Annotated in this window: 17 protein-coding genes; 11 read left to right on the top strand and 6 right to left on the bottom strand. The window is 44.7% G+C overall.

Features of this window, described 5'->3' with window-relative positions:
- The first annotated feature begins 27 nt into the window (after window positions 1-27).
- Window positions 28-489, top strand: a complete 462-nt coding sequence (locus tag KOD92_RS19815; protein ID WP_215235332.1) for a GNAT family N-acetyltransferase — start codon at window positions 28-30, stop codon at window positions 487-489.
- Here the strand turns inward: KOD92_RS19815 and KOD92_RS19810 are convergent.
- Together KOD92_RS19810 and KOD92_RS19805 are read right to left on the bottom strand one after the other, a co-directional pair.
- Window positions 476-1,096 (bottom strand): DUF1684 domain-containing protein, encoded by a 621-nt coding sequence (locus tag KOD92_RS19810; RefSeq protein WP_215235331.1) that lies wholly within the window; start codon window positions 1,094-1,096, stop codon window positions 476-478. The genes KOD92_RS19815 and KOD92_RS19810 overlap by 14 nt on opposite strands.
- An 81-nt stretch (window positions 1,097-1,177) precedes the next feature.
- The gene (locus KOD92_RS19805; RefSeq protein ID WP_215235330.1) at window positions 1,178-1,720 is read right to left on the bottom strand and encodes a hypothetical protein; all 543 of its coding nucleotides are present in this window, start codon (window positions 1,718-1,720) and stop codon (window positions 1,178-1,180) included.
- 268 nt (window positions 1,721-1,988) lie between these two features.
- On the opposite strand from KOD92_RS19805, the gene KOD92_RS19800 reads away from it, so the two are divergent.
- The gene (locus tag KOD92_RS19800; RefSeq protein ID WP_215235329.1) at window positions 1,989-2,408 is read left to right on the top strand and encodes an OsmC family protein; all 420 of its coding nucleotides are present in this window, start codon (window positions 1,989-1,991) and stop codon (window positions 2,406-2,408) included.
- A 40-nt stretch (window positions 2,409-2,448) separates the two neighbouring features.
- Here KOD92_RS19800 and hemW read toward each other — a convergent pair whose 3' ends face one another.
- Together hemW and KOD92_RS19790 are read right to left on the bottom strand one after the other, a co-directional pair.
- On the bottom strand, window positions 2,449-3,573 hold the full coding sequence (gene hemW / locus KOD92_RS19795) for a radical SAM family heme chaperone HemW (RefSeq protein ID WP_215235328.1): 1,125 nt from the start codon (window positions 3,571-3,573) through the stop codon (window positions 2,449-2,451).
- A complete protein-coding gene (locus KOD92_RS19790) occupies window positions 3,573-5,639 on the bottom strand; it encodes a TonB-dependent receptor (RefSeq protein ID WP_215235327.1) in 2,067 nt (688 codons plus the stop codon). The genes hemW and KOD92_RS19790 overlap by 1 nt, the downstream gene beginning before the upstream one ends.
- 241 nt (window positions 5,640-5,880) lie before the next feature.
- On the opposite strand from KOD92_RS19790, the gene KOD92_RS19785 reads away from it, so the two are divergent.
- A complete protein-coding gene (locus KOD92_RS19785) occupies window positions 5,881-6,339 on the top strand; it encodes a hypothetical protein (protein WP_215235326.1) in 459 nt (152 codons plus the stop codon).
- A gap of 56 nt (window positions 6,340-6,395) precedes the next feature.
- On the opposite strand, the gene ctlX is transcribed toward KOD92_RS19785, so the two are convergent.
- A complete protein-coding gene (gene ctlX, locus KOD92_RS19780) occupies window positions 6,396-7,352 on the bottom strand; it encodes a citrulline utilization hydrolase CtlX (RefSeq protein WP_215235325.1) in 957 nt (318 codons plus the stop codon).
- Between the two features lie 50 nt (window positions 7,353-7,402).
- Complete coding sequence (locus KOD92_RS19775; protein ID WP_215235324.1) at window positions 7,403-8,851, bottom strand: arginine deiminase family protein; 1,449 nt, start codon at window positions 8,849-8,851, stop codon at window positions 7,403-7,405.
- Between the two features lie 261 nt (window positions 8,852-9,112).
- On the opposite strand from KOD92_RS19775, the gene sufC reads away from it, so the two are divergent.
- From sufC to KOD92_RS19735, 8 genes are all read left to right on the top strand, one after another.
- Window positions 9,113-9,871 carry a Fe-S cluster assembly ATPase SufC gene (gene sufC, locus KOD92_RS19770; RefSeq protein ID WP_215235323.1) on the top strand — a complete coding sequence of 253 codons (759 nt, stop codon included), beginning with the start codon at window positions 9,113-9,115 and terminating at the stop codon, window positions 9,869-9,871.
- A gap of 62 nt (window positions 9,872-9,933) precedes the next feature.
- Window positions 9,934-11,253 carry a Fe-S cluster assembly protein SufD gene (gene sufD, locus KOD92_RS19765; RefSeq protein ID WP_215235322.1) on the top strand — a complete coding sequence of 440 codons (1,320 nt, stop codon included), beginning with the start codon at window positions 9,934-9,936 and terminating at the stop codon, window positions 11,251-11,253.
- A gap of 78 nt (window positions 11,254-11,331) precedes the next feature.
- Complete coding sequence (locus tag KOD92_RS19760; protein WP_215235321.1) at window positions 11,332-12,558, top strand: cysteine desulfurase; 1,227 nt, start codon at window positions 11,332-11,334, stop codon at window positions 12,556-12,558.
- Window positions 12,559-12,601: 43 nt separating this feature from the next.
- Window positions 12,602-12,982, top strand: coding sequence for a DUF5618 family protein (locus tag KOD92_RS19755; protein WP_215235320.1), 381 nt, complete (start codon window positions 12,602-12,604; stop codon window positions 12,980-12,982).
- A gap of 29 nt (window positions 12,983-13,011) precedes the next feature.
- Entirely contained in the window at window positions 13,012-13,440 is a 429-nt protein-coding gene (locus tag KOD92_RS19750; RefSeq protein ID WP_215235319.1) for a SufE family protein, read from the top strand.
- A gap of 26 nt (window positions 13,441-13,466) precedes the next feature.
- Window positions 13,467-13,778, top strand: coding sequence for an SUF system Fe-S cluster assembly protein (locus KOD92_RS19745; RefSeq protein WP_215235318.1), 312 nt, complete (start codon window positions 13,467-13,469; stop codon window positions 13,776-13,778).
- A gap of 48 nt (window positions 13,779-13,826) precedes the next feature.
- Window positions 13,827-14,255 carry a BrxA/BrxB family bacilliredoxin gene (locus tag KOD92_RS19740; protein WP_215235317.1) on the top strand — a complete coding sequence of 143 codons (429 nt, stop codon included), beginning with the start codon at window positions 13,827-13,829 and terminating at the stop codon, window positions 14,253-14,255.
- A 94-nt stretch (window positions 14,256-14,349) separates the two neighbouring features.
- The gene (locus tag KOD92_RS19735; RefSeq protein WP_215235316.1) at window positions 14,350-15,459 is read left to right on the top strand and encodes a vWA domain-containing protein; all 1,110 of its coding nucleotides are present in this window, start codon (window positions 14,350-14,352) and stop codon (window positions 15,457-15,459) included.
- The last annotated feature ends 9 nt before the right edge of the window (window positions 15,460-15,468 follow it).

Below are 15,468 nucleotides of genomic sequence, written 5' to 3'. Positions count from 1 at the left end.
TTTTTTTATGTTCTTACTATCATGTTAATGAGCGACCATACGCTAAACTCCATTACTATTTCAGATTTTGAGGAGGAAGAACGAGAGGCGGTAGCGCGGCTTTATGAAGGTTCTTATCGCGCCACATTCACCTGGTTCAACGAGGAGCAACTTGGCAGGATTTCATTCGACAGCGATACCGAGGGCGAATTTATCCTTGTTGCCAAGTCAGGAGAGGAAATAGTTGGATTTGCATCGCTTTGGGTGCCGGGTCATTTTATTCACCACTTGTATGTAAATGCAGCCCGTCAGCATCAGGGTATAGGAAAGGCGCTTTTACATAAATCGCTCCAAAAACTGAGCGGAAAAGCGACTCTGAAATGTTTGGTAAAAAACCGGCCGGCAGTTGATTTTTATCTGAGAAATGAAGGTTTTCGAAGTCAGGTCGGCGATTCGGAAGATGGGGAATATATCCTTTTTGAATGGAAAGAAACTCCTATTTCAGGCTAGCTTCCTCGCTTTCTTTACCAAATTTCTTTTCCCCTGCACTGATAGCCACGGCAAGGTGATTGGCGCTTGGCGGGATCGGGCAGTTGTATCCTACACTATATGCGCAATATGGATTGTATGCTTTGTTAAAGTCAATCACATAGCTATTATCCTTGATATCAGTCGTTTTAAGGTCAATATAACGGCCGCCTCCGTAGGATTCGCTTCCATTCGTTTTGTCTTTAAATGGGATAAACAGGTAATCCTTGTATTTGGCGTTCGCCTGCAAGCTCAAACTCCGGTACACGGTAAGTGTCTGCCTTCTTCCATTCACCCGGAATTTCAATATCCCGTACCTGACATAAGTTTTATTAATCCCGCTGTAAGTCGGCATTTCGAAAGGCTGACCTTTTACTTTCTCAAACCTCGCCTTAACCTTGAATGCTGAATCGGGCTCGTAGAAACGCAGGTAGGGGAGATCTTTCTTTTTTAAAGGCGAATTTCCGGTTGTCAGAAACTCTTTCTTATAGTGCTCCCGAAACTTGTTGGTTTCATCGGCAAAGCTTTGCGCTGAGCAGATGGAAACCGAAAAAAACAGAAACAGAAGTGTGTTGAACGCGATTTTCATAGGTAAAAGGAAATCCGGTAAATTGATTACCGGATTTGAGATTATATTTTCAGTAAGATATAATTAAAAAATTGTTCCAGCTTATTTTGCCGATACTTTGCGGATTTTAGATTCGTCGATATTGAATGCTTTTACAACTGCATCGTAATCGTTATAATCAACGGCTCCGTTTTTCCGGGCCACAAAATCAGCAGGAATTACTACGATCCGGAATTCCTGATCCTGTGTATAGGCAGCAGGAAGATTCGCCAGGTTTGCAGTTCCGTCCAAAAATATCGAGAAGTCACTGATCGTCTGATCGTAATTGTAGGTCAGGATCTGGTTACCAGTTAAGAAAGCAGTTTGCGGCATCAGGCGGAAAGTCTTAACAGTTTGATTTCCCGATTCGACGTCTTCCCAGCGAACGTAGATCAGTAGTGCGTCAGATTCCAACACTTCGAGTTCAGCCCTGTCATAAGACATCGAGTATTCAAAATTATTGCCGGCATTAAAATTCACGTCGACCAGATCTATGGTTGAACCTACTACATTGACACCATCAGCGCCGGGATCTCCTTCCGGGCCGCGGCAGCCTTGAAACAATGCAACAAGTACAAGCAGCAGGGGGATGAGTTTTTTGTTCATGATATGCTAAAATTAAAAATTGAAAGTAAGTGAAAATATGGTTTTAGATTGTGCTGCAATAATAAAGTTTAATCGTACGCGAAACATTAACTTTCATTAACGAATTGGCCGAAAACGGTTAGTACAGGCACTTTCTGGAACTGATTTTATATCTTTTTTATTGCCGGGCCTTAATAATATAATAATTTGCGTAGATGCTACGGACATGTTACTTTACGCTAATACCAAGTTTTTTTAATTAAATCAATCAATTTCAAACACGAATCAGATGATAAATCGCAAGGCCACAGCAGTCTGGAAAGGAACTGGAAAAGAAGGAGCTGGTACAATCAGCACGCAAAGTACCGTTCTTGAAAACACGCAATATTCTTTCAATACCCGTTTTGCAGAGGGAAAAGGTACTAACCCTGAGGAGCTGATCGCAGCTGCACATGCAGGATGTTTTGCAATGAAACTGAGCTTTGAGCTGAATGCGGAAGGTTTTACTGCCGACGAGCTCAACGCAACTGCAACTGTGAGCCTGGATCCGTCAAAAGGACAGGTAGTAAAAAGTGCGATCGAGTTGAAAGCATCGGTGCCTGATATCTCGGCTGAGCAATTTGCTACAATCGCGGAAAAGGCTAAAAAAGAATGCCCGATCTCGCAGTTATTGAATGCGGAGATTACATTGAATGCAGAATTGGTTTAATCACCTTTCATACTGAACTTCCTGGTTTTTTCCGGGAAGTTCAGTCGATAAACAGGTCGCTGGCGATACGGTCAGCGAAAAGCTTGCCGGATGCTGTAAGCAGCAAACTTCCCGATTCTTCCCTGAGCCAGCCATTTTTCTTCATATCCGCCAGCTCTTTTTGATGCAGCATTGCGAATTTACCTCCTGATAAACTTTCCAGTTTCCCGCTGTTTACGCCCCATTTCGTACGCAGACCGGTTAGCAGGTATTCATTGGTCTGATCCGCCGCGGTCAATATTTCATAAGTTGCCGGAATGCTGCCAGCCTGAATAGCCTGCACATATTTTGCATTGTTAGCCACATTGAACTCGCGGCTTGTACCATTATAGGAATGCGCGCTCGGACCTACACCCAGATAAGGTCGCTGCTTCCAGTAGGAGCTATTGTGGCGGCTATATTGCTTGTTTCTGGCAAAGTTTGAGATCTCGTATTGCTCATAGCCGTTTTGGGCCAGTGTTTCAATAAGTATTTCAAATTGCACGGCCGCAAATTCTTCATTAATAGGCTTGATCTTATCCCTTTTCAGCCAGTTTCCAAAAACCGTTTGCGGCTCTATGGTAAGGCAATACGCAGAAATGTGCGCAACGTCCAGTTCGAATGCTTTTTGAAGGTCACTTTTTAGAATGCTGTGGTCGGGTGCAGGTATTGCGTAAATAAGGTCAATGGAAATATTATTGATCCCGATCTGTTTGGCCAGCCTTACACAATTTTCAGCTTCCTGCGCTGAATGCACCCGGTTGAGAAATTGGAGATGATCTTCATTAAAAGACTGTATTCCAATACTTAACCTATTTATACCCGCCTGAAAAAATATTTCAAGTTTACTTTGACTTAGGTCGTCTGGATTGGCTTCGAGTGTAATCTCTGCGTCGGCAGCAATAGTGAAATGCTCCCCGATTGTCTGCATCAACAGCTCTAATTCAAGTCGACTCAACACTGACGGTGTGCCTCCGCCGAAGTAAATGGTTTCTATATTGGAATCGGGCAGGTACGATTTGCGGAGTACAATTTCCTTTGCAATCGCCTCCACCATTGCCTCTTTGCCCGCAGTATTGGTACTGAAATGAAAATCACAATAGTGACAAGCCTGTTTGCAAAAAGGTATGTGAATGTATAAATGCATTACTTCTGATTTTTCTGCCACTCCCAGCCGATCTTCACGCCAGCCCAGAGGTTATTTTTTGGCGCACTGTTGTAGTAACGGTTTCCGAATGCATTCAGATCGTACCCAAGGCTGTAAATTCCCGCATTCACTTTTTCCGCTGATGCCGAAAGCTCGCTGTAAAAATGGCTGCCCCAGTTCCGCTTCCAGCTTACACGCGCATTCCACTGACTGTAAGGTGTATTTTTGACTGTATTCGCGTCATTCAAATACATCGCATCTGCATTCTGGTAAGTCAAAAATGCAGAAAGGCCATATTTGAGCAATATATCGAGTCCGGAAGTTTGCGAGAAACGTGGGATACCCGGAATAAACTTGCCGCTCAGGTCCACATCCGCCTGCTGGAAATTCTCAAAAGTATACTTGGTGTAGGTACCATTCGTCCACAATTTCAGCGCGACTGGCAGTTGCGGACTGGATACAATATCATACGAGATTGTGTATTCCAGCCCGTTTTGTCTGGTTTTTCCAGCATTGATAAAATACTCCGAGCCAGCCTCGTTCGTTCTGCGCACGATGGTTTCTTTCAGTCCGAAATGGTACAGACTTACTTCACCAGCAATGCGTTTGCCGGTTCTTCTGATACCGATCTCGGTATTCATTCCGCGCTCTGCATTCAGATCTTTGCGAAATCCGCCTGCCGAGGGACGAACTTCCTGAAGGGTAGGAGGGGAGAAGCCGCCGCTGTAAGAGGCGGTAACAGCCCAGTTCCTGGCGATGATCTTGTTGGCTGCGAACCGGGGTACAAAAATGCCGTCGAAATTCCGCTGGTCTTTTTCATAAGGCAGTTCGAAAAAGCGCTCGTATTTGTATTTAAATGAATTATAACTCACTCCCGCGCTCAGTGTCAGATCCGTCAGCAGCACAGCTTCCAGCTGGGTAAACGCAGAAATGTTGGATGTGCGGATATCTTCCACAGTCTGTTGCTCGCCCGGTATACCGCCCAAATTGTCGTAATTCCGTTGGGCGGATTTGCTGTATTGCCACTCAAAGCCGCTTGTCCATTTGGTTTTTACATTGCCAAACTCGGATCGGTTTTGCCAGAAATTTCTTCCCCCGATTCCGTTTTCATCCCTTTTTTCATAGTTTGAAATAAATGGGTTCGCAAAGTCGGTATAGGTCAGGTATAAGGCCGTCGATTGTGACCAGTTATCGGAAAGCTGAATGGTATAATTGGCGCCTACTAATGCTAATCTTGTATAAATGGCTGCACGTTGCGCCTCACTGCCAGGCACAGTCGGTGTCGACTGGCGGGCAAGTCGCGGATCATTTTGGTATTGGGCCAGATTAATGCCGCCGGGCGTTTGATAATATAGATCAGAATACATTCCTAGCAGGGATAATGTGCCTTTTTCTCCTATTGCAGAAGAAGATGTGAAGCGGATCGCGTCACGTGCCATAGCGCTGTGGTTTCGGTAACCATCCTGCTCACTGTGACCATATTGAATAGAAATATCACCGATCTGAACAGCTGTGTTCCGGCTCTGAAAACCATATTTACCAAAACTTACGCTCTGCTCTACCCGGTTCTGAAATGCATTGTCGGGCTGGCTTTGCAATAATACTACGCCGCCTGTGCCGGCTCCGTAAATGCTGCTGCCCGGACCTTTGATAATCTCCATTCCCTGCACTGCATTGTAATCTATCGTATTCAGGGGCGTGTTGCCGCTGGCGTCTGTAAACGGTATTCCGTTCCAGTAAAATTTTACATTCCTGACCCCGAATGGTGAGCGGATCAGGCTGCCCCTTACTGAGAACCGGTAGCTGCCAGGTGAGCGTTCTTCCATTTTTACGCCGGGAACCGTATTAATCGCATTTGCCCACGTTGTCGATGGAAAGCGGTCGAGTGCGCGACGGCCGATAAGTGCTACTGTGGCTGTCGTCGCGAGCGGGTTGCTTCTTGATTCGTAGGCATTCACGGTTACTTCCTCCAACTGACGCGTTGCAGAACTATCTGTTTGTGCGGTGGCCTGGAAGCTATCAAAGCATAGTATAAGGGGCAGGATGAGCGGGTAAATAAAGCGCATAGGACTATTTTGAATACCGATAAAATGCAAATATGATTGTATGGAGATCAGGAGGGCGTATTTACCAACAAACTTAATACACCGTCGCTAAGTTCAGTGCAGCGACAGATAAAAGCTGCTTTGAGAATTAAGTTCCACAAATGCTTAAAAAAGCGAGCCATATACGCGTGGTAAGCTTTTTGTACTATACGTTTTGAATAAGAACATTCAAACCAAGAGAATTTTACTAAAAATCCCAATTATGAAAAAGATCACTTTGATGGTTGCTTCCATGCTGACCATGGGAATGCTGACAATGACCAGCTGTTCGGAAAAAACGAAAGATTCGGCCAACGAAACGGTTGAGGAAGCTAAAAACGACATGGATGAAAATGTCGATGAAGCCAAAGCGGATATCAAAGATGCGGGGAACGATTTTGAAGCAAAAGTTAAGGAAGATAAAGCTTCACTGAAAAAGGATATTGATGAAGCAGTAGCGAAACTGGATAGAAAAATTGAAGAAGCTGACGCCAAAATGGATAAAGCTGCTGATAAGGAAAAAGCCAAATGGCGCGAGCGCAAAGTTGAGCTTAATAAAGAAAAAGAGGAGCTGAAAGCTTCGTGGAATGATGTCGAGAACGAAACTGCTGATAAGTGGGACGATTTCAAGGCTAAGACAAATGAAAAGATTTCAAAAGCTAAGGCGGAAATCAGAGACTAGGCATTTAATGTAGGGTTATGAATTGCAAAAAATGCTCCCAGTGAGGAGCATTTTTTTTATTTGACAGGTAAGTGTATTTCGGTCATCATGCAGCGGGCAGAGCCTCCTCCGTATGTTTCTATGAAAGAAAGATCCGTGTGCAGCAGGCGCGCATATTCATTTAATTCCTTGATCTGCTGCGGTGTAAGTGCTTCATAAGCCTGCGTTGACATAATTAGAAACTTTTCAAGCAGCTTATTTCTCACCATCAGCATATTACCTGCAAAATGCCGAACCTGTTCCAGTGAAATCTCTACAATGTATTTGCCTGTTTCTTCCAGGGCAGCCCGTACCATTTGCCGCTCGTCGGGATTTTTGATCGCTTCCAGACAAATGATCGCGAATATATCGCCCACACACATGATCACATTGGTATGATAGACTGGCTTATCGTTTTCATCAAATGCGGAAAATGACACGGTTTCGTAGTCCATTGCCTCTGCGAATGCGGCCAGTACCTCCGGGTGTGTGCGGGGAGAAAGGCAGGCATAAGCAATTTTATATCGCCTGTCGAGCACCATGCTGCCGGTACCTTCCAGGAATTTCCCTTGCTCTTCGAAATAGGTCAGGTCAATGATCTCTTCAATATTAAAATCATTTCCCAGTGCTTCAATGATATCATGCCGGCGTTCCAACCTTCGATTTTGAGCCATCATCGGATACAGTACCACTTTTCCACTCTGGTGAAATGAAACCCAGTTATTGGAAAAAACTGCGTCAGGTCGAACAATATCGTCGGTATCATCAAATATGCGGAGATCTACGCCTGCCTTGGTGAGCTGGTCAACCATCAGCTCAAATTCTTCCTCTGCCGTTTGTGCATCGGTGAGCGACTCGTCGATCGGGGAAGTCTGCTGCTGGAACGTGTTGCTGACAGCCGTTTCCTCATTGAAACCAAATCGTGCCGGCCGGATCATCATGATCCGGGGAGTGGATTGTGGCTGAATTTGTGCAGATGAAGTGATAACGCGCATAGGAGTATTTTTTAACAGCAATTTACAATTGATATCCCACGATTACAATATTAAGATTCACGTAAAATCGGCATGCTCATACAATGCGAGCCGCCGCGTGCACGCGATAATTCTGCCGATGGGAGTGTGATAAATGTGTCAGTTAATGTGTCGGGTGAAAGGGTGCCGGCCTCAAATTCCTGCAACAGATGCTGTGCGCTGATGATCGTAAATCCCTTTTTTCGGAATGCTTCCAGCGTTTTGTCATTTCGGTCGTAGCCGATCACCACACCGTCTTTCAAGGCAAGTAAGTTGCAGGAATCTGTCCATTGCTCGCGTTCTCCATAGGGAAATTCGTTGTCGCCGGAGTATATGAATTGTACCGGTTCCGTACTGCCCAGATCTTCGGTACTGATCTCGGCGAGGAGTTCTTCGAGATTCTCGATTTCCTTTGGTTGCTGTTCGCTTCCTTTTTTGAATTGCAATATCCTGAATTCCTTATTTACGTCGACCGGCGCGAGAAAATGCAGTACATCTTTCTTTTTAGCCTCATCGCCCAGTCTTGCGAGCGAGCCCAGCAGTACCCACACATTCTTTTTGACCTGTGTAAATATGGTGTCAATATGCATGTAATCCCGCTTCTTCGGGATTTTGATGATCGTGATCTTTTGAACTATATCTTGTTCGAAAAGAATTTTCATCACCTGCTGCGCCGCGTAAATGCTCGTGCGCTCGCTGCAACCTATTAATAAGTGGTTCGGCGCGACGGTCATTACATCGCCTCCTTCCAATGTGCAGCGGTGGTAGTCGCTGGCTTTTTCATCATCAGGAAGCAGGAAATGGTTTTCGTTATCCGGAATTTCAATCAGATTCTGCCGGATCTGCGCGAACATCGGGTGGTAGAAGAAAACAAACTGGGCCAATATCGATTCCCGCGTGCGTGCCGATTTGGCTGGTTTGTTCAACAAGATATGCTTGTTAATCACTATCCCTATATCCCGCATGAAAATCAGGTTGGGGAGCGGGGCAAACAGCATTTTTTTATCGGGGCAGGAGCCAGAAATGAATATTTTCGCCAGCTCGTGCGGATCGTAGGTATTAAGTTCTTCGTGGATCCTGAACGAACATTTTTCAATACCACAGATCGCCGCAGTCAGTTTAATGCGAGTATTGCTATCCTGTAATATCTCGCCCAGCAGTTTTTGAATATCAACTACGCGATCAGAATCGAAGTACTTTTCAGAACCGGGGATATAAAATGACCTGGTTTCGTCGGCGTCGATCTCTGCCAATTTTCCCTTTATTTTTTCGGGATCAAGAAAATACAGGAGCAGCTTCACGTAGTAATCGTACTCGCCGCGGCGCATGGTATCCAGGTGCACAATATCCTCAAAAAGCCAGTCCTGCGCCTTGCTGGGCACAACTTTGCCTAATCCGCGGTCAGGACTGTGTATCAGGAGCCGTTTGAGCGTTCCTGTTTCCGTCGAAACGTTAATTCCGAAATCTCTTGACTGATCCATATTTATAGTGAAGTGATGTGGCTGCCAAAACCGCAAAGTAAGGCTTTCCGTGGCAATTAAAAATTGTTGCTACCAGCCCGGCAGACTTAGCCGGATTTTGTTGCGGAATATCATTTTCACGGGAACAAGGGTGTGTTTAAAAAGGTTGTAGGTATACTGTGGCACACGTTTCGTTCGTTCCTGTCCATTTTCATTTACGCCTAAAACGTGTTACTTTTGCGGTAAAATTGCCACGAACTACATATTAAGAATAAATCAGTTATGCTCTCGATAAACGACTTACGTGCCTCAATTGAAGGCAAGGAAATATTAAAAGGAATCAATCTGGAAGTGAAAGCGGGTGAGGTCCATGCGATTATGGGTCCAAACGGATCCGGAAAGAGTACCTTGGCTTCGGTCCTTGCGGGGAGAGAGGAATACGAAGTGACAGGCGGAAGTGTTCTTTTTGAAGGAAAAGGAATTCTGGAAATGGCACCTGAGGAAAGAGCAGCAGAAGGTATATTCCTTGCATTCCAATATCCTGTTGAGATTCCGGGTGTTACGACTATTAACTTTTTGAAAACGGCTGTAAATGAAATTCGTAAGTACAGAGGCGAAAGCCCGCTTGACGCTGCGCAGTTTCTGAAAATGGTACGTGAAAAGGCTAAGCTGGTCAGCATGAACGATTCACTTTTGAAGCGCGCATTGAACGAAGGATTTTCAGGCGGAGAAAAAAAGCGCAACGAAATATTTCAAATGGCGGTACTTGAACCGAAACTGGCCATTTTGGACGAAACAGATTCCGGTCTGGATATTGATGCATTAAGAATTGTGGCAGAGGGTGTTAACTCACTTCGCTCTCCTGAGAGGGCTGCGATCGTGGTAACCCATTATCAGCGATTACTGGATTACATCGTGCCTGATTTTGTTCACGTGCTTTATAAAGGAAGAATAGTGAAATCGGGTCCGAAAGAATTGGCTTTGGAACTGGAAGAAAAAGGCTACGACTGGATTAAAGCAGAAGTGGAAGCGTTGAGTTAAGAAGTTAAGTAAACGTCAAATTTACAGTTTCTTAACATTAAAGTTACCTAATACAAAAATCAATGACTACCGAGACAATAGATTTAAAAACCAAGCTGATCACGGATTTTTACGCCCGCGAATCTGTCATGAATGGCGAGGCTGCCTCTGCTTTTCATCAGAAAAAGCGTGCTGCCCTTGCCCGGTTTGATCAGCTAGGCTTTCCAACCGTGCGGAATGAAGAGTGGAAATACTCAAGTGTAAAGGAGTTGGTGAATGAATCTTATAATTTTAATTCCGAAAGCAATGTTGTCCTGGCTGATCTGGAAGATCTTAAAATTCCGGAACAGGATGCGAATATTATCTATTTCGTAAATGGTCGGTACAATGCGGAGCTGTCGCGAATGGTATCTTCGCAAGCCCAGATCACGATTTCTTCACTTTCGGAAGCTATAAAAAAAGATCCGCAGCTGGTTAATACTTATTTCAACGAGCTTACCAAAGAAAGCGGCGAAGGATTTACCGAATTGAATACGGCTTTTGCGCAAGACGGCATATTCATTCACGTGCCTGATAACCAAACTGTTGAGCACCCTGTAATCCTGCGTTTTGTAGCAGATGCGCGGACTCAGAATGTGGGAAACCAGCCGAGAAATATCATCGCGGTGGGCAGGAATTCGCACTTGAAAATGGCAGAAGCTTTCCGGACACTGGGGAGCGGCCGCTCTTTCACCAATGCGGTAACAGAAATTTACGTAGGTGAAGAGGCTGGCGTTGAATATTATAAGGTTCAGAATGAGAGTGAACAGGCGTACCATATCGGCACTACGCAGGTTCGTATGCTCGCCAGGTCCCAGTTTTATGCAGGTACTGTGACATTAAATGGTCGTTTTACCAGAAATAACCTGAATATCATCCTCGACGGCGAACGCTGCGAGGCGCATATGTATGGGCTGTATTTTCCAGACGGAACGCAGCACGTTGATAATCATACCGTTGCTGATCACCGCAAGCCGAATTCTGAAAGTAACGAATTATACAAAGGGATTTTGAGAGATAAGTCGAAAGGGGTTTTCAATGGAAAAATCTTCGTTCGGCCTGACGCTCAGAAAACGAATGCTTTTCAATCTTGCAAAAACATCGTGCTGTCGCCCGAGGCAAGTATGAACACAAAACCGCAGCTTGAAATTTATGCGGATGATGTAAAATGCTCGCACGGAACTACAACCGGACAGATTGACGAGGAAGCGTTATTTTACATGCGGTCGCGTGGAATATCCCGGCCAGAAGCATTATCCCTGTTGATGTTTGCTTTCTGCGCAGATGTAGTTTCGCAAATAAGAATAGACTCCATCCGCGAATATCTTGAAAATGTAATTGCTGAGAAATTAGCTTCAAAATAATAGTTCTGCAATAACAGGACACACTTATTGTCGCCCAACTCAATTATTTGGGTTGGGTATTTTTCTAAAATAGCACTCATGAAGACTTCCTTAGATATTGCTTCGATCCGAAATGATTTCCCCATTCTGAATGAGGTGATCAATGGAAAACAACTGGTTTATTTTGATAATGCAGCTACTACGCAGAAGCCAAGATTGGTTTTGGATGCATTGTCGGGTTATTATGAGCATTACAATGCCAACATCCATCGCGGAATCCACCACCTGGCCGAAAAGGCAACTGCTGCATTCGAGCAGACAAGGAAAAGGATGCAGTCTTTTGTGAATGCGGAGTTTTCTGAGGAGATCATATTCACTTATGGAACGACGGACGGGATCAACCTGGTCGCTTCGACTTATGGAAGGAAATTCCTGAAAGAAGGCGACGAAGTGATCATTTCTACGATGGAGCACCACTCCAATATCGTCCCCTGGCAAATGCTGTGTGAAGAAAAGGGATGTATTTTAAAAGTGATCCCAATCGATGATAACGGCGATTTGCTGATGGATGAATATGAAAAGCTGCTGACCGAGCGTACCAAGTTTGTGTCTGTCGTGCACGTTTCGAATTCACTCGGCACTATTAATCCGATCAAAGAGATCATTGAAAAAGCACACGCGGTAGGAGCTAAGGTGCTAATTGACGGTGCTCAGGCGAGTTCACATTTTCATATTGACGTGCAGGATCTCGGTTGCGACTTTTACGCACTTTCCCTTCACAAAATTTACGGACCTACGGGATTGGGAATTTTGTATGGTAAAAAGGATCTGCTGAATGCAATGCCGCCTTACCGTGGCGGCGGGGAAATGATTAAGGAAGTTACTTTTGAAAAAACAACTTATAACGAGCTTCCATACAAGTTCGAAGCCGGAACGCCGAATATAGCAGACGTGGTAGCAGCGAAATACGCATTGGATTATGTGGATACTTTGGGCAAATCCAATATCGCCACTTATGAAAATGGGCTGCTGAAATATGCCACTGAGGCTGTTAGCGAGATTGAAGGATTGAAGATTATTGGAAAAGCGAAGAACAAAGTAAGTGTACTTTCCTTTGTAATAGATGGAATTCACCACCAGGATATCGGCGTTTTACTCGATCAACAGGGTATTGCTGTGCGTACGGGACATCACTGTACCCAGCCGCTCATGAACCGCTTTAATATCACCGGAACCTCCCGCGCTTCTTTTGCTGTTTACAATACAACCGAGGAAATTGACCTTCTGATAAAGGGCTTGCATAAGGTGAAGAGGATGCTTGGATAATTTTTGTAATTTATCCTTTGTATGAACCAAACTATATACACAGATGCCCAACACAGTACAGGAAGCAAAGCGTTATCTGAATAATGCGAAGGAAATTTTGAGGGAGAAAGCCAGAAAAGAGGATGGCTATTATCAGGATAAAAAGTATGTAAAGCTGGCAGGCCACGCCGCCTATACTGGCGTTCTGGTAGCGTTGGATGCACTATTTGATGAGAAGTCCAAAAAGAGAAAAGACGTAGACTGGTACAAGGAACGCCTTTCGAAAATGGACAAGAAAGTGCTTAATGCATTCAATGGTGCTTATGACACACTGCATTTGGCGATGGGTTATGATGGTAATCCAATCTCAGATGTTTCGAAGGCAGGCTTGGAAACTGCGGAATCAATTATAAACTGGGTAGAGACAAGAACGGCCGTTGCATAATTTAAAGGTCCGTTGAATAATTTGATACAATGACGATAAACGAGATACAGGACGAACTAATTTCGGATTTTGAATTGTTTGATGAGTGGGAGAGCAAGTACGAGTATATTATAGATCTCGCCAAGCAATTCCCGCCGCTTGAAGAACAATACAAAACGGAGGAAAATATTATCAAGGGTTGTCAATCCAGGGTTTGGCTTAATGCTTATATGGAAAGTGATCTTTTAAAGTTTGAGGCGGATAGCGATGCGATTATAGTGCGTGGTTTGGTAAGTATGCTGGTAAAGGTGCTTTCAGGGCACACACCGGAGGAAATTGCAAGCGCAGATCTTTACTTTATGGAACGCATCGGGTTACACCAGCACCTTGCCCAAACCAGATCAAACGGGCTGGCCGCGATGCTGAAACAAATGAAAGCGTACGGAATAGCATACCAGGCGAAATCAGTAAATCAATAGGAAGTCATTTAGAAACTAATATAGAAATGTCAGAATCAGAATTGCGGGAAGAAGTTGTCAAGGCGATCAAAACGGTGTACGATCCGGAGATCCCGGTTGACGTTTATGAATTAGGCCTAATTTACGACCTTAAAGTATTTCCCGTTAATAACGTGTTCGTTTCCATGACATTAACTTCTCCATCGTGCCCATCTGCCGGCACATTACCAGGCGAAGTGGAACAAAAGATCAGGGAAGTGGAAGGTGTAAATGATGTGAGCGTTGAGCTGACTTTTGATCCGCCTTACACGACTGAAATGATGTCCGAAGAGGCAAAGCTGGAGTTAGGATTTATGTGAGGGCGAAAGCCGAAGTTTAATAAGTATAACCATAAAAATTTTAGAGATATGTATCCACCACAATTAGTGGCCCCAATGAAAGCTGAGCTTGTTAATGCTGGTTTTCAGGATTTGACAAGTGCGGAAGAAGTAGACAACTTCATGCAGAATACCAAAGGAACTGCTTTGGTTGTTATCAATTCAGTTTGTGGTTGCGCAGCAGGCGCGGCTCGTCCGGGCGTTCGCGCGGCACTTTCACGCAGCGAGATCAAGCCGGATCACCTGGCAACTGTATTTGCAGGTGCTGATGTGGAAGCTACTGCGAAAATGCGCGAGTATACACTTCCTTATCCTCCGTCTTCTCCGGCGGTTGCGCTTTTCAAAGATGGTGAGTTGATTCATTTCGTTGAACGTCACCACATTGAGGGTCGCTCTGCCGAGATGATCGCGCAACATTTGCAAATGGCATTCGAAGAATTCTGCGCGGAAGAAGCTTAGTTCATCGCGGATAAATTATTGAAATTCGGCTACTTTCAATTAACTTGGAAGTAGCCGAATTTGTTAAAGGCTTTCTAAAAAACACCAGATTACAATGCGGGGACATCGTTTTTCTAAATATACTCCACCTGAGCAGGGAGCCAATAGTAAGTTTGATCAGCTTTTCGATATTTTTCAGCAGTTACTGCTTATGACGTCGGGCGACGTAAGTGAAGCTATGTCGTGGCTCAGCGAGCTCGATCGTCAATATAACCTTACCAACGATTCGTACGGAATAGGTGACTTTTTCGATGATCTGAAAAAGAAAGGCTATATCACCGAAGAGCAGCAGGAAGGCGAAAGTAAGATTATTATGACGCCGAAAGCGGAGAAAAGTATCCGCAAAAGTGCGCTCGATGAAATTTTTGGTAAACTAAAAAGATCGAAGACAGGCGGAAATCACCACACACCGCACATGGGCGTGGGCGACGAGCTAAGCAGTGATATTCGTCAGTTTCAATTCGGCGATACACTGGATCAGATCGCGATGACGGAATCTATCAAAAACGCGCAGGTTAACCACGGTATCGGCGATTTCACTTTGATGGAAAATGACCTGGAAGTCGTGGAACGTGAACAGAAAACTACGACTGCAACGGTCGTTATGATCGATATCAGCCACTCGATGATATTATATGGGGAGGACCGCATTACGCCGGCAAAGAAAGTTGCATTGGCTTTGGCCGAACTGATCCGCAGCAAATACCCAAAAGACTCTCTGGATATTATTGTCTTCGGAAACGACGCGTGGCAGATCCAGATCAAAGATTTGCCTTACCTGGAAGTGGGACCTTATCACACGAATACAGTGGCAGGTCTGGAATTGGCAATGGACATTTTACGCAGAAAAAAGACGCGTAACAAGCAGATTTTCATGATCACCGACGGCAAACCCACCTGTTTGAAAGAAGGTATCAGATATTATAAAAACAGCTTCGGTCTCGACCGTAAAATCATCAATAAAACCCTTACACTAGCCGCACAATGCCGCAGGCTGGACATTCCGGTGACTACCTTCATGATCGCCACCGATCCATACTTAAAGCAGTTTGTGCAAAACTTCACACAAGTAAATAACGGCCGCGCGTATTACAGTAATTTGCAGGGACTCGGTGGATTTGTTTTAGAAGATTTTCAAAGAAACCGTCGGAAAAACGTCAAATAGGTTCTCTAC

The sequence above is a fragment of the Dyadobacter linearis genome, assembly GCF_907165045.1.
Lineage (GTDB): Bacteria > Bacteroidota > Bacteroidia > Cytophagales > Spirosomataceae > Dyadobacter > Dyadobacter linearis.
Note: the sequence above shows the minus strand (reverse complement) of the source record. Positions and strands in the feature narration are given on the sequence as shown.

Excerpts from the sequence above, each read along its gene's own strand:
- KOD92_RS19815 (WP_215235332.1), top strand. The coding sequence starts at position 28 with ATGAGCGACCATACGCTAAACTCCATTACTATTTCAGATTTTGAGGAG.
- KOD92_RS19810 (WP_215235331.1), bottom strand. The coding sequence starts at position 1,096 with ATGAAAATCGCGTTCAACACACTTCTGTTTCTGTTTTTTTCGGTTTCC.
- KOD92_RS19805 (WP_215235330.1), bottom strand. The coding sequence starts at position 1,720 with ATGAACAAAAAACTCATCCCCCTGCTGCTTGTACTTGTTGCATTGTTT.
- KOD92_RS19800 (WP_215235329.1), top strand. The coding sequence starts at position 1,989 with ATGATAAATCGCAAGGCCACAGCAGTCTGGAAAGGAACTGGAAAAGAA.
- hemW (WP_215235328.1), bottom strand. The coding sequence starts at position 3,573 with ATGCATTTATACATTCACATACCTTTTTGCAAACAGGCTTGTCACTAT.
- KOD92_RS19790 (WP_215235327.1), bottom strand. The coding sequence starts at position 5,639 with ATGCGCTTTATTTACCCGCTCATCCTGCCCCTTATACTATGCTTTGAT.
- KOD92_RS19785 (WP_215235326.1), top strand. The coding sequence starts at position 5,881 with ATGAAAAAGATCACTTTGATGGTTGCTTCCATGCTGACCATGGGAATG.
- ctlX (WP_215235325.1), bottom strand. The coding sequence starts at position 7,352 with ATGCGCGTTATCACTTCATCTGCACAAATTCAGCCACAATCCACTCCC.
- KOD92_RS19775 (WP_215235324.1), bottom strand. The coding sequence starts at position 8,851 with ATGGATCAGTCAAGAGATTTCGGAATTAACGTTTCGACGGAAACAGGA.
- sufC (WP_215235323.1), top strand. The coding sequence starts at position 9,113 with ATGCTCTCGATAAACGACTTACGTGCCTCAATTGAAGGCAAGGAAATA.
- sufD (WP_215235322.1), top strand. The coding sequence starts at position 9,934 with ATGACTACCGAGACAATAGATTTAAAAACCAAGCTGATCACGGATTTT.
- KOD92_RS19760 (WP_215235321.1), top strand. The coding sequence starts at position 11,332 with ATGAAGACTTCCTTAGATATTGCTTCGATCCGAAATGATTTCCCCATT.
- KOD92_RS19755 (WP_215235320.1), top strand. The coding sequence starts at position 12,602 with ATGCCCAACACAGTACAGGAAGCAAAGCGTTATCTGAATAATGCGAAG.
- KOD92_RS19750 (WP_215235319.1), top strand. The coding sequence starts at position 13,012 with ATGACGATAAACGAGATACAGGACGAACTAATTTCGGATTTTGAATTG.
- KOD92_RS19745 (WP_215235318.1), top strand. The coding sequence starts at position 13,467 with ATGTCAGAATCAGAATTGCGGGAAGAAGTTGTCAAGGCGATCAAAACG.
- KOD92_RS19740 (WP_215235317.1), top strand. The coding sequence starts at position 13,827 with ATGTATCCACCACAATTAGTGGCCCCAATGAAAGCTGAGCTTGTTAAT.
- KOD92_RS19735 (WP_215235316.1), top strand. The coding sequence starts at position 14,350 with ATGCGGGGACATCGTTTTTCTAAATATACTCCACCTGAGCAGGGAGCC.